This window comes from uncultured Subdoligranulum sp., assembly GCF_937890665.1.
Genome location: NZ_CALADU010000097.1, coordinates 1 through 13867 on the forward strand (window position 1 = coordinate 1; position 13867 = coordinate 13867).

Sequence of the window (13867 nt, forward strand, 5' to 3'; positions counted from 1 at the left end):
GCCATTTGCTGCTATAGCTCAGTTGGTAGAGCGCATCCTTGGTAAGGATGAGGTCAGCAGTTCAAATCTGCTTAGCAGCTCCAGCGCGACGCCCACAGCGTACTTCGCACTGTGGGCGTTTTATATAGGGGCATAGCTCAGTTGGTAGAGCAGCGGTCTCCAAAACCGCGTGCCGAGGGTTCGAATCCTTCTACCCCTGCCAAAAAGACCTGCCATTTGGCAGGTCTTTTTTGTTGTGTCCGTGGCGGTTGCAAAAGTTCTTGCTTTTTTGGAAGGCCGTGCTATAATACCAAGCGCGGAAACGGGAAAACCGCAATTTATCAGCAGGGGTAATGGGATATGACAAAGGATTTGACAAGCGGTAGTCCGCTCAAAGTGATTTTGCTGTTTACGGTGCCATTGGTATTGGGAAACTTGTTTCAGCAGTTTTATGCTTTGGCGGATACCATTATCGTAGGACGCTATTGCGGTGTCAGTGCATTGGCATCGGTGGGGTCCACCGGTTCAATCAATTATTTGATTTTGGGGTTCGTCATTGGCGTATGCAATGGATTTGCCATCCCCATTGCACAGTTGTTTGGTGCACATGATGACCACGATCTCCGTCGGCATGTGGCCAATGCTGCATGGCTTTGTCTGGGTGGCAGCGTGATCCTGACGGTACTTACCGTCACCCTGACGAGGCCTTTGCTGGTTCTTATGCAAACACCCGCAGATATTTTGGACGGTGCAGTCATCTATATTGGCTGGATCTTCGCGGGAATTCCGTTTATTTTCTTGTACAACATGGTGGCGGGCATCATGAGGGCTTTGGGGGATAGCAAAACGCCCCTGTATTTTCTGATTTTGACCAGTGTCTTGAACATCGGGCTGGACCTTTTATTTGTGATCCCGCTGAATATGGGCATTTTGGGGGCGGCTTTGGCCACCGACATTTCTCAAGCGATTTCTGGTGTTTTTAGTTTTGTTTATCTGTGCCGGAAGTTTGAAATTTTAAAGATGCAAAAGGGGGAAGCACGTATTTCGAAACGTGCCTGCCTTCGGCTGTTGGGCATTGGGTTCCCGATGGGGCTGCAATGCAGTATCACGGCCATTGGCAGTGTCATTGTACAGTGGGCGGTAAACGTGCTGGGCAGTACCGCGGTGGCAGCCGTTACGGCAGCCAGCAAGACGATGAACCTGCTTACGGTCCCGCTGGAAATCGTTGGAACGGCGATGGCCACCTATGCGGGACAAAACCTTGGCGCAGCTAGGATGGATCGGGTTCGTAAAGGTGTGCATAGTGCGCTGTTGATTGCCTGCATCTATGCCATTGCTTCGCTGATCATTCTGCACTTTGCCGATGTTACGATCATGGGCTTGTTCTTGGACACCACCACCGAGGTGGAGATTGTCCGGATGGGGCAAGAGTACCTGTTCTGGAACAGCGTCTTCTTTATCCCGCTGGGGGCGTTGATTGTCTGGCGGTACAGTATCCAAGGGTTGGGTTTCTCGACCTTAGCTATGCTGGCCGGTGTGGCGGAAATGGTGGCACGTACGGCGGTTGCGATTGTGTTGGTACCGCTGCTGGGATACTTCGGCGCCGAGTTGGCAAACCCTGCCGCGTGGATTGCTGCCTGTCTGTTTTTGTATCCGGCTTATTTGTGGACCTGTCGCCATTTGGACAATCGGTTGTTGGCAGCAAAACTGCGTCTGCAGAGCAAAGAGGTGGAAAGCAACGAATCTCTTGCATGAAGGTTGTATAAATTCTCGCAGACGCTTGCCGAAAAAGGCAAATCGGTTTATAATAGGGCCATTATGCATGATGGGAAAGGAAATGAGAATATGCCGCAGAAACTGCCGTTTATCACACTGGAACAGGCAAAGGCTATCGCTGCAGATGTGCCGACGCCGTTTCATCTGTATGACGAAAAAGGAATTCGTGAAAATGCCCGCCGTGTGAATGAGGCGTTCTCTTGGAACAAAGGGTTTAAGGAATACTTTGCCGTGAAGGCAACGCCCAACCCGTATATCTTGAAGATCTTACAGGAGGAAGGCTGCGGTGTGGACTGCTCCAGCTACACCGAACTGCTGATGAGCGAAGCCTGTGGTTTTACAGGCAGCGATATCATGTTCTCCTCCAATGATACGCCGGCACAGGATATGCAGAAAGCATATGAGTTAGGCGCTTATATTAATCTGGATGACCTGACCCATGTAGAGTTCTTGAAAGAGGTCGCCGGTATCCCCAAGACCGTCTGCTGCCGGTACAATCCGGGTGGCGTATTCGATTTGGGCAACGGCATCATGGATAACCCCGGCGATGCCAAATATGGCATGAGCGAAGACCAGATGGCGGAGGCGTATACCAAATTGATGCAGCTGGGAGCTGAAGAGTTTGGTATCCATGCTTTCTTGGCAAGCAACACGGTTACCGACGAGTACTATCCCAAGTTGGCGGGGATTTTGTTCCGCCTTGCGGTTCGGCTGCACGAACGTACCGGTGCGAAAATCAAATTCATCAATCTTTCGGGTGGTGTAGGTATTGCCTATCGACCGGATCAGCGCAGCAATGACATTGCCAAAATCGGCGAAGGTGTACGCAAGCAGTTCGAGGAGATCCTTGTGCCGGCCGGAATGGGGGATGTGGCACTGTTTACCGAGATGGGCCGCTATATGCTTGCACCTTATGGGGGTCTGGTCACGACGGTACTGCATGAAAAGCATATCTATAAAGAGTACATCGGAGTAGATGCTTGTGCCGCAAACCTGATGCGTCCCGCGATGTATGGTGCGTATCATCATATCACGGTGTTGGGCAAAGAAAAGGATCCCTGCGACCACAAATATGATGTGACCGGTGGACTGTGTGAAAATAACGATAAGTTTGCGATTGATCGGATGCTGCCGGAAATTCAGAAAGGAGATATCCTCTTTATCCATGACACCGGTGCCCACGGATTCTCGATGGGGTACAATTACAACGGAAAACTTCGCAGTGCAGAAGTTTTGCTGAAATTGGATGGAAGCCATCAGCTGATCCGCCGCGCCGAAACGCCGGAGGACTACTTTGCCACCTTTGATTTTACACCGTTTTTCAAAAAGCACTAAATCATAGCAAAATACCGCTTTGCTCAATAAAGCAAAGCGGTATTTTTGTTTGTCTCATTACCAAGTGGTATCAATAATGCCACCGCCGTACACGAGGCCATCGCGGTAAAAAACAGCGCTTTGCCCAGGTGCTGGAGCACGAACCGGCTCCGGGAATGCAACTTCGCCGTCTTCCGTATAGAGGCAGGGGACGGGCTTTGCGGCACTGCGAATCTTGACGAGATACTCACCGGCGGATAAGGGCTGTCCGTCTGGTGTTGCCGGATCGGTCAAGGTAAGGTGTGTGCTGTATTCCTGACCAGTTTCGGCGAGTTGAATATCCCCGTTGGGGAGGATCGCTTTGACGAAGAGCGGCCGTCCTGCGGCAATGCCAAGGCCTTTGCGCTGTCCAACCGTATAGTGATCTACACCGGCGTGAGGGCCGAAATCTTTCCCATCGGGACCAAGAAAACGACCGGACTTGGGAGTGAACCCACGGGCGCGAATATAGGCCGAGTAATCGCCGTCGGGAATAAAGCAGATTTCCATGGAGTCAGGAGCATCTGCACAGGAAAGCTGAAGCTCTCGTGCCATTTCTCGGATGTCGTCCTTTTCAAATTCGCCCAAAGGCAATACCAATTTGCGTAGGATCTCTTGCGGCAACCGATAAAGCATATAGCTTTGATCTCGTGCGGCGCTGGCCGGCACAGCGATCCGGCTGATGCCGTTGCTGTCTGTTTCCACACGGGCATAATGACCTGTGGCGATAAAACGGCAGCCCAATTCGGCGGCCTTCTCGGAAAGCAATCGAAATTTCACCAGTGGGTTGCAGAAGATACACGGGTTGGGCGTGCGTCCTGCACAGTAATTCTGACAAAATGGAAGGATTACGTTTTCTTCAAAGGCTTGTGCAGCATCAATGACGTGCAAGGGAATCTGCAGCGTAGAGGCAGTTTCCTGTGCGGCGGTTACCGCGCCGTCATGAGCGGGAGAAAAACGAATCACCGCGCCCTGTACCGCAAACCCCTGTTCTTGTAAAATGCGTACCGCGACGCTGGAATCTACGCCGCCGCTCATGCCCACCAAGATCTTGTCTTGCTTCTCAAAGGTGTTAAAACCTTCCATCGGGTCCTCCTTATCTCTGTTAGGCTTGCCGCCGTATTTCTTGCTCTGCTCCACGGCCATACGGTCACAACGCTCGTTCTCCGGGTGGCCGGCATGACCTTTGAGCCAATGATAGGTGATTTGGTGTTTTTCACTCTCTGCCAGTAACGGAGCCCAGAGATCGGCATTGAGAGCAGGGGACTTGTCCGCCTTTTTCCAACCGCGGGCACGCCAGCCCCGGGCCCAACCCTTTTCTAGGGCGTGGATTACATATTGACTATCACTGTATAAATCGATGGCACAGGGCTCTTTTAATTGGCGCAGCGCTTCCAGCAGTGCGGTCATTTCCATGCGGTTGTTGGTGGTTTGCGCCTCGCCGCCGGACAACTCTTTCTCATATACTTTTTCTTGTCCGCGAAAGCGCAGAATGGCGCCCCAACCGCCCGGTCCGGGGTTGCCACTGCAAGCGCCGTCTGTATAAATCTCAATGCGTTTCATATAAATCTCCTGTAGATGACTATACTCATTGTACTAGGAATTATACCCAGTTTTGGCGTGTCTGGCAAGTTTGACAAGTTTAGGGAATGCGTTTATAATAAATAATAACTGCCGTATTGTGTATTTGAATGAGCCCGGCCGCGCCTTTTCAGGCGGGCTTTTCGCGCTCAAAACCAAGAAAAAGTGTGCTGCTTTTTCGCTTACTTACATAGTGCAATAGATGCCGATGGGACGACAGTCTGTGCGTTGGATGCAAGCTGCTCCTGTCAAGTATAGTTCGGAGGTTTTCATGGAAGAAATTAAGCCCAAACGCAAAAACAAGTCTAACGGACAGGCACCGGCGACCCGCCGTGCGCCTCGTGGAGAAAAAAATGTACAGGCGGAAGGTGCGGCTCCTCGCAAGGCGCGCCGCCGCACGTCGCGGCCGACAGCGGCTGCGGAGCAGAGCGTGGCAGCACAGAGCGTGCCGGCTCCGCGTCCCCGTCGTCAGGTGGCCGGAAATGCAGAGAACGGCAAACAGCCGCGCCGCAGCCGTAAGTCCAAACAGCCGCGCAGTTATGAGATGACGCCGGCAATCCCCATGCATATCTGCCCGTTGGGGGGCTTGGGAGAAGTAGGTAAAAACATCACCCTCTATGAGTGTCAGGGTGATATGATTTTGGAGGACTGTGGTCTGGCATTCCCCGACGCGGACATGTTTGGCGTGGATTTGGTAATTCCGGATTTCACCTACGTGCTGGAGAATAAAGACCGCATCAAGGGACTGTTTATTACCCATGGACACGAGGATCATATCGGCAGCTTGCCGTATTTGTTGAAGAAATTCAATGTGCCGATCTATGCGGCGCGGCTGACCATCGGCCTGATTAAAAATAAGCTGGAAGAACATGGTCTGGCGTCCAGCGCTGTTTTCCATGAGATTCGTCCCCGGCAAAAGGTGAAATTGGGATGCTTTACGGTGGAACCTATCCATGTAAACCATTCTATCCCCGATGCGCTGGCCTTTGCCATCGAGTGCCCGGCAGGTATCGTAATTCATACGGGCGACTTTAAAGTGGATTATACTCCGCTTTCCGGGGATGCGGTGACGGATCTTTCCACCATTGCGGAATATGGTCGCAAAGGTGTTTTGGCGCTGCTTTCTGATTCTACCAACGCGGAACGGCCCGGTTTTACAGCTACGGAACAGACGGTGGCGGAAGGAGTTCGCCGCTTGTTCGCGCGTGCGGGGAACCGGCGAATCATCGTGGCAACCTTTGCCTCCAACATTTACCGTGTACAGCAAATTATTGAACTGGCGATCGAATCGGGACGCAAGGTGGCTGTCAGCGGGCGCAGCATGGTTTCGAATACAGAAATGGCTCGCGAACTGGGGTATCTGCATGCTCCCGATAATGTATTGATCGATATCGATGAGATCAATAAGTACCCGCCTGAAAAGGTGGTGTTGATCACCACCGGCAGTCAGGGAGAGCCGCTCTCGGCATTGTCCCGCATGGCACAGGCCAGCCATCGCCAAGTGAAGGTGGGCCCCAACGACTTCATTATTATTTCGGCGCGTCCCATTCCCGGCAACGAAAAGACTGTGACGAAGGTGGTTAATGGGCTGTTGAGCCTTGGCGCCGAAGTAATTTATGAGAATATGTACGACACCCATGTGTCTGGCCATGCTTGTCAGGAAGAGCAAAAGCTGATTCTCACACTGGCACATCCGCAGTATTTCCTGCCGGTGCACGGCGAGTTCAAACAACTGAAACGCCATGCTGAAACTGCTGAGCATCTGGGATATATTCCCAAGCAGAATATTTATATTGCCGAAAATGGTCAGAATATCCGTCTTTCCGCCGATGGAATGACGGTGGAGAATACGGTCACGGCAGGGGCTGTCATGGTGGATGGCTATGGCGTAGGCGATGTGGGCAATGTTGTGCTGCGTGACCGGCATCATTTGTCGGAGGACGGTATTATCATTGTTACGGCAGCCGTGGATGGTTCGAATGGGCAAGTCCTTTCGGGACCGGATATTGTAAGCCGCGGTTTTGTCTACGTGCGAGAGAGTGAAGAGCTGATGGATGGTCTGCGCATGCAAGTGGAAATGGTGCTGGACCGCAGTCTGAGCGACAATATGCATGATTGGGCTAGTGTAAAGGCACGCGTGAGGGAAGCTTTGTCCAGTTATATTTACCGGCGTACCAAGCGCAGTCCCATGATTTTGCCCATTTTGCTGGAAGTTTGAGAAAACGCCCGTCCGGCGGGAATGCGAGGACGTAACCATGAAACACAAAGATGGCCTGGATGCAGCCGCAATACTTCTGTTACTGTTGGTTGCACTTGTTGCCATGATCGTACCGGTAGCGTTGGTTTCACCGCAATGGCTGATTGCGCCGTTGATTGTGGTGGTGATCGCGCTGTGTGTGCTGTGGTATATGCGCCGTAAATTACGCTCCTACGTGGCGGCGCAGCTGTGCAGTACCGATTTTGACAATAGTCGGATTCAGTACAGTTTGGCGGGGCTGCCCATCCCCACCATGTTGGTTGCGGATGGCCGGATTCTGTGGTACAATGCAGTCTTCCGAGAAAAGGTTCTGGACGGCAGCGATGTGGTAACGCGCCCGGTAGAGCGGGTGTTCCCGGAACTTAATCTTGCGGTTTGCTCCCGACCTCATGGACAAGATTTGACCGTGGGGGAGCGGCGGTTTACTGCTTATGCGGGAGCTGCCAAGGGTAGCCGAGGTGCCAGCATCGTCTATTTGGTGGACGACACATTCTATAAGAATACACTGGAAGAGTACACCGAAAGCCGTCCGGCCTGTTTGATTATCGTTATCGACAGTTATGATGAGCTGTTCGATGATATGAAGGATAGTGAGCAGGCCAAGGAACTGGAGGCTATCAACAGTTTATTGGAACAGTATATCGCACGAAGCACCGGCTTCTTGCGCCGAGTTTCCAACAGCCGCTATATTGCGGTGGTGGAAGAACGGGATGTGCGTTGGATGCTGGAAGAACGTTTCGATATTCTGGACCAAGTGCGTGCGCTGCACCCGGGGGGACTTACGACCCTTTCCATCGGTGTGGGCCATGGCGGCAAAACCTTGCAGGAATGCCATCAGATGGCGCGGGAGAGTATCGACATTGCGCTGGGACGTGGCGGAGATCAAGCTGCGGTCAAAACAGTGGATGGTTTTGAATTTTACGGTGGCATTTCCCATGGTGTGGAAAAGCGCAGCCATGTGCGCAGCCGCATTATCTCGAATGCGCTGTGTGACCTCATTAAAAAGAGCGACAGCGTGATTGTGATGGGGCACCGAATGAGCGATCTGGACGCAGTGGGATCGGCTATCGGCGCTTTGCGGATCTGCAAAATGTGCGGTGTCCCCGCAGTGATCGCCATTAACAGCGATGCTACATTGGCCGGCCCCTTGCTGAAAGTGTTTTTGGATGCCGGATGTGGGCGGGATTTCATTGCCCCAGACCAAACGCTGGATGTGATCACCCCCAATACCTTGTTGATTGTGGTGGATACCTATCAGAAGCGTCTGCTGGAAAGTCAGAAAATTTTTGAAAAATGCAAACGGGTCGTGGTCATTGACCATCATCGTATGGCAGTGGGCCATATCGACCGACCGCTGCTTTTGTATCATGAGCCCTATGCGTCCAGTGCTAGTGAGCTGGTGTGCGAGCTACTGCAGTTCTTGCCCAAAGAAGGCAATATTACGCCTTTGGAGGCACAAGCGTTACTGGCAGGTATTATGTTGGATACCAGAAGCTTTGCTTTGCATGTGGGGGTACGTACCTTTGAGGCGGCGGCGTGGTTGCGCAGCCGAGGAGCTCAGACGGCGGAAACAAAACTGCTGTTCAATACTTCGAAGGAAGAATATGAGGCTAGAGCCCACATTGTGGAGAGTGCCTACATATACAAGGGCTGTGCCATTGCGCTTTCGGAGGAGTTGGAGGCCGGCATGAACGTAGTTCTGCCGATGGCTGCCAACGATCTGTTGACGATCAATGGTGTAGATGCCAGCTTTGTGGCTGTGGCTAAAAACGGTGGAGTCAATATTTCGGCCCGCAGCATGGGAGCGCTGAACGTCCAAGTGATTTTGGAACCCTTGGGCGGAGGCGGTCATCTGATGATGGCTGGTGCGCAGCTGCAAGATTGCACGTTACAGGAAGCGGAACGAAAGATCCGCGAACAGATCGACATTTATCGTGCGTCGCAAGTTTCTGAAACGGCGGCGGTGCGATAACTATATGAGAATTGGAGGGAAATGATATGAAAATCATTCTCAAGCAAGATGTGAAAACGATTGGCAAGAAGGATGAAATCCACGAAGTGTCGGACGGGTACGCCCGTAACTTTTTGTTCCCCCGCGGCCTTGCTGCCCCTGCGGATGCAGCGGCTTTGAATCAGGCGCGTACCAAGAGCGAGGCAAAAGCCCACCACGAGGCGGAAGCCCGGGCTGCCGCCGAAGCCTTGGCGGCCAAGATTCAGGGGCAAACGGTGACTACCAAAATCAAAGGTGGCGCCTCCGGCAAGCTGTACGGCAAAGTGACCGGTAAGGAAGTGGCAGAATTGCTTACCAAACTGACCGGTACAGAGATTGATAAGAAAAAGGTGGAACTGCCTTCCGCAATCAAGGAATTCGGCAGCTATGACGCAACGGTGCGCCTGTATGCAGGTGTAGCCGCGTCTTTCAAAGTTAAGGTTGAAGAGCTGTAAAGCAAACTTGCTTTACATGACAAGGGGGGATGCCCGATATGCCGCGCAATGAAGAACTAAGCCTTACGAGTCTGGGCATCCAGATGCCCTACAATATGCAGGCAGAGCAGAGCATCTTAGGTGCTGCGCTGATGGATGAGACGATTCTTAACCGTCTCATTACCGATATGGAACCCGAGATGTTCTATTCGGACCAAAACCGTGCTGTGTATGAAACGATGCGTACCCTCTATACCGAGAGCGAAGCAGTCGACATCATCACGCTGGTTAACGCTTTGGCAAATGGTGGTACATTTGCTAGCGCGGACGATGCCAAAATTTACATTACCCACATTGCGGAAACAGTGCCGGCAATTTCCAATGTGGATTCTTACTTCAAGATTGTCAAAGAAAAGTATCAGGCCCGTCGGCTGATCGAAGCGGCTCGCAGTATCTTGAGTGAGACAGCCAGCGGCGAGGATGCTGATCTGCTGCTGGAATCTGCCGAGCAAAAAATCTATGATATTCGCAGCGGGAAAGATAAGTCTGGTGTCAAGACCATTCGAGAATCCATTCTGGAAGTCATTGACACAATGCAGAAACTCAGCGGTGCAGACCGAGATAAATTTGCGGGTATTCCGACCGGGTTTAACTATCTGGATACGGTTTTGACGGGCCTTGGCCGTTCCGACTTGATTATTTTGGCGGCTCGTCCCGGTATGGGCAAAACCAGTTTTGCCTTGAATATTGCCACCAATGTGGCCCGTCAACAGAAAGTGCCGACTATCATTTTTAGTTTGGAAATGACCTGCGAACAGCTGACGGATCGAATCCTTTCCAGTACAGCGAATATCGATAGTCAGGCATTCCGTACCGGACGACTGAACAATTCGGACTGGAATGACTTTGCGCAGGCTACTTCACTTTTGTACAACGCGCCAATCTATATGGACGATACTTCCGGTATCTCGGTACCGGAAATTAAAGCGAAGATCCGTACCATCAATCAAGACCCCAAGAAGGATAAGATTGGATTGGTGATCATTGATTACCTGCAGCTGATGCAGAGCGCCAAGCGCACCGAAAGCCGCGTGCAGGAGATCAGTGATATTACCCGAAACCTGAAAATCATGGCCAAGGAACTGAATGTGCCGGTGATTGCTTTGTCGCAGCTTTCCCGTGCGGCAGAAAAAACCGCGGGGCGTTCTGATCACAGGCCGCAGCTTTCCGACCTGCGTGATTCCGGTTCTATCGAACAGGACGCCGATATTGTATTGTTCCTCTACCGCGCAGCCTATTATAACTCGCAGAACGGGGAGGAAAATCAGGCCAACGAGAATGAGGCGGAATGTATTGTGGCTAAGAACCGTCATGGTGAAACCAGCGTAGTACGACTGGGCTGGGACGGTGCGCATACACGCTTCAGTAATTTGGATGTGACCCATGAGTTCTGATTCGGAAAAGGTAATCCAACATACCGAAGAAACCTTGCTGACATATTGCCGTCAGCAGGGCTTGTTCAAGTCTGGCGACAGAGTCATTGTGGCCTGCTCCGGTGGAGCAGACTCTATGGCTTTGTTGCTTTTTTTACTGCGCCGGCGCCGCGATTTAGAAATTGAAGTGTTGGCCACCCATGTCAACCATGGAATCCGGGGCCTCGCGGCATTGGCGGATGCTAATTTTGTGACAGCATTTTGCCGCCAAAATGGTGTGGAACTGTTTTTGTATGATGCGGTTCGTGAAGGTGTTGAGATTCCGGAACATCCCAGCGAAGAGTGGGCACGAGGATTGCGCTATGGGTGGTTTGAGCAGTTGGCGGTGCAAGAAGAAGCCTTTATTGCTACGGCCCATACGATGTCGGATCAGGCAGAAACGGTGCTGTTTCGGATGGCCCGGGGAACCGGCTTGCATGGATTGGCGGGGATTCCACCTCGGCGAGGTTATTACGTGCGCCCCTGTCTCTGCCTGACGAGAGGAGAAACAGAGGCATACTGTGCGGCCCTTGGGCAAAACTATGTTCAGGATGAAACAAACGAGCAAGACAAGTATGCTCGGAATCGAATCCGGCACAACGCCATTCCTGCTTTACAGTATGCCAATCCATCGGCGGAGGTGGCGATAGGGCGCCTTTGCCGTCAGATGCGGGAACTGGACCAGTGGCTTGCGGGGGAAGCGGCGGCTTTGCTGCAGGCAGCTAGTGTAGAAGGCGGATATGAGGTGTCAACCCTACGACGTGCCGAGGGACCGGTTTTGGATGCAGCACTTCATGCATTGGTAAGCCCTGTACGGGATGCAGAAGAAAAGTATATCAGCTTGCTTCGTTTTTTGCTCCAGCGGGGATCTGGTGCCTTGCAGTTAAGCCCGGAAATTACCTACCAAGTCAAGGATGGTGTGCTGATTCGACAAACACCGCAAGGCGTTCGCCCGCCGCCAGCCCCGCCGCAACCCTTTACCGAAGGGCAATTTTTCCTTCCGGGTGGTTATTTTGTAGAATTTCGACGGGTAAAGTATGAAGAATTTCTAAAAAATCAACCAATTTTTAAAAAAGACTTAAATTGTTGCGCGGATTGTGCTAAAATACAGGGGAATCTAGTATTGCGCACCCGTTTGCCGGGAGATTTTTTCCGCCCGGCTGGTCGGCATGTTCGCAAAACATTGAAAAAATACTATAATGAATTAGGCATTCCGCAGGAAGAACGTGCGTTGCTGCCCTTGGTGGCTGATGGCAGTGAGGTAATATGGCTATGGGGTTGTGGCTTTGCGGAAGGCGTTGCCCCCGACTCGTACACCCATGAAGTTTTAACGGTACGAACGGAAAAAGCAGAGGAGGCATAACATGCAAGGCATGGATCAGGATATTGATCATATTTTGGTATCAGAGGAACAGCTTCAGGAAAAAGTGAAGGAACTGGGAGCCCAAATTAGTCGGGATTACGCTGGCCGGGATCTGCTTTTGGTTTCTATTTTAAAGGGTTCCGTTGTCTTTATGGCCGATTTGATGCGTGCGGTGACCATTCCGTGCGGCATTGACTTTATGGTGGTTTCCAGCTATGGTGGTGCCAACACAGAGTCCACCGGTCTTGTAAAGATTGTGAAGGATCTGGATGCCGATCTAAGTGGTAAGGATGTTTTGATCGTAGAAGATATTTTGGATACCGGTATCACGCTATCGCATCTGCTGCCCATGCTCAAACTGCGGAATCCCAACAGTGTTCGGCTTTGCACGATTTTAAGCAAGCCGAGCCGCCGAAAAGCGGAAATCGAGCCTGACTATCTTGGTTTCGAAGTGCCGGATGAATTTGTGGTGGGCTATGGTTTGGACTATGACGAAAAGTATCGCAACCTGCCCTATGTGGGTGTTTTAAAACCCGAGGTATATACCAAATAAAAGGCTGACTCGGGCAGCCAAAATTACCCGGCATACTTCGCCGGATAGGAGTTGATTTCTTGCAGCATAAACCTCGTTTTGGTGGGATTCTTGTAGTGGCCGTGCTTATGGTGGCGGTGCTGTTCTTTGTGAGCCTTTCTCCGCTTTTGTCGGCTTCTGCTTCGAGTCACATTAACTATTCTGAAATTTATTATTACTTCGAAAACCATCAGGTTACGTCCTACCGCTGGGACTTGGGAACCAATAAGTTGGAACTGTGGTTGAAGGAAGGCGAAATTCCTCTTCCGGAAGCTACGGTGCAGATGGGCGATCAGGAAACCAGCGGACTGCTGAACAGTCTGGCCACTTCCGAAGAGGAAGCGCTGCCGGCAAACGGCGGAACGGTCTACGTAGTTTATAAATTGCCCTATGGCATTGACTTCGGCACCGGAAAAATTTCTGAGTTTGTGGACGAATATAACGAAGAAAATCCCGATGCTCCGATGGTCTTTGACTATGTGGCGGCTAAGACCAGCATTCCGTGGTTGGAGATCATCTTCTATGTGGTGATGCTGGGCAGCTTGGGCATGCTCTTTATGTCGATGTATCGCGGCGGTGCAGGTGGCGGCATTATGAATGTCGGCCGTGCCAAAGTGAAAGATCAGCAGGAAAATCAGCGCAAAGCGACCTTTGCAGATGTTGCCGGTGCCGATGAGGAAAAGGCAGAACTGCAGGAAGTAGTTGAGTTCCTGAAGGCTCCCGGAAAGTTTAACTCCTTGGGAGCACGGATTCCGCATGGTGTTTTGTTGGTAGGCCCTCCGGGTACCGGCAAAACCTTATTGGCCCGAGCCTGCGCAGGCGAGGCAGGGGTTCCGTTTTACGCGATCTCCGGCTCTGACTTCGTGGAAATGTATGTTGGTGTCGGTGCGTCCCGTGTGCGAGATCTGTTTGAAAAAGCTAAAAAAACGATGCCGTCTATTGTCTTCATCGATGAGATCGATGCAGTGGGCCGGCAGCGTGGTGCTGGTTTGGGCGGCGGACATGACGAACGTGAACAGACGCTTAACCAGTTGCTGGTAGAGATGGATGGCTTTGACGCCAACGATGGTGTCATCGTTATGGCAGCCACC

Annotated in this window: 10 protein-coding genes, 2 tRNA genes and 1 pseudogene; 11 read left to right on the forward strand and 2 right to left on the reverse strand. The window is 51.8% G+C overall.

The annotated features are described in order from the left end of the window. The first annotated feature begins 7 nt into the window (after window positions 1-7). The 4 genes from Q0526_RS05735 (at window position 8) to Q0526_RS05750 (ending at window position 3090) form a co-directional block, all read left to right on the forward strand. Window positions 8-83 (forward strand) — tRNA-Thr (locus Q0526_RS05735). Window positions 84-126: 43 nt separating this feature from the next. Beyond that, window positions 127-202 (forward strand) — tRNA-Trp (locus Q0526_RS05740). Window positions 203-339: 137 nt separating this feature from the next. Then, entirely contained in the window at window positions 340-1734 is a 1395-nt protein-coding gene (locus Q0526_RS05745; RefSeq protein WP_298731499.1) for an MATE family efflux transporter, read from the forward strand. A 90-nt stretch (window positions 1735-1824) separates the two neighbouring features. Then, window positions 1825-3090, forward strand: coding sequence for a diaminopimelate decarboxylase (locus tag Q0526_RS05750; protein WP_298731500.1), 1266 nt, complete (start codon window positions 1825-1827; stop codon window positions 3088-3090). Window positions 3091-3147: 57 nt separating this feature from the next. On the opposite strand, the gene mnmA is transcribed toward Q0526_RS05750, so the two are convergent. Both mnmA and rnhA read right to left on the reverse strand, forming a co-directional pair. Beyond that, window positions 3148-4194 (reverse strand): tRNA 2-thiouridine(34) synthase MnmA, encoded by a 1047-nt coding sequence (gene mnmA, locus Q0526_RS05755; protein WP_366522035.1) that lies wholly within the window; start codon window positions 4192-4194, stop codon window positions 3148-3150. A 24-nt stretch (window positions 4195-4218) separates the two neighbouring features. Continuing rightward, window positions 4219-4671: pseudogene (rnhA, locus tag Q0526_RS18780) on the reverse strand (ribonuclease HI); the annotation flags it as partial. Between the two features lie 289 nt (window positions 4672-4960). Between rnhA and Q0526_RS05760 the strand changes: the two are divergent. The 7 genes from Q0526_RS05760 to Q0526_RS05790 all read left to right on the forward strand — a co-directional run. Then, complete coding sequence (locus Q0526_RS05760; RefSeq protein ID WP_298731502.1) at window positions 4961-6907, forward strand: ribonuclease J; 1947 nt, start codon at window positions 4961-4963, stop codon at window positions 6905-6907. A gap of 37 nt (window positions 6908-6944) precedes the next feature. Then, complete coding sequence (locus Q0526_RS05765) at window positions 6945-8918, forward strand: DHH family phosphoesterase (protein WP_298731503.1); 1974 nt, start codon at window positions 6945-6947, stop codon at window positions 8916-8918. Window positions 8919-8944: 26 nt separating this feature from the next. Next, window positions 8945-9391, forward strand: a complete 447-nt coding sequence (rplI, locus tag Q0526_RS05770; protein WP_298731504.1) for a 50S ribosomal protein L9 — start codon at window positions 8945-8947, stop codon at window positions 9389-9391. A 29-nt stretch (window positions 9392-9420) separates the two neighbouring features. Then, window positions 9421-10824 (forward strand): replicative DNA helicase, encoded by a 1404-nt coding sequence (gene dnaB, locus Q0526_RS05775; RefSeq protein WP_298731505.1) that lies wholly within the window; start codon window positions 9421-9423, stop codon window positions 10822-10824. Beyond that, the gene (tilS, locus tag Q0526_RS05780; RefSeq protein ID WP_298731506.1) at window positions 10814-12205 is read left to right on the forward strand and encodes a tRNA lysidine(34) synthetase TilS; all 1392 of its coding nucleotides are present in this window, start codon (window positions 10814-10816) and stop codon (window positions 12203-12205) included. The genes dnaB and tilS overlap by 11 nt, the downstream gene beginning before the upstream one ends. A 10-nt stretch (window positions 12206-12215) precedes the next feature. Next, the gene (gene hpt, locus Q0526_RS05785; RefSeq protein WP_298731507.1) at window positions 12216-12758 is read left to right on the forward strand and encodes a hypoxanthine phosphoribosyltransferase; all 543 of its coding nucleotides are present in this window, start codon (window positions 12216-12218) and stop codon (window positions 12756-12758) included. Window positions 12759-12865: 107 nt separating this feature from the next. Further along, a partial coding sequence (locus Q0526_RS05790) for an AAA family ATPase (protein WP_298731508.1) occupies window positions 12866-13867 on the forward strand: 1002 nt, incomplete at its 3' end.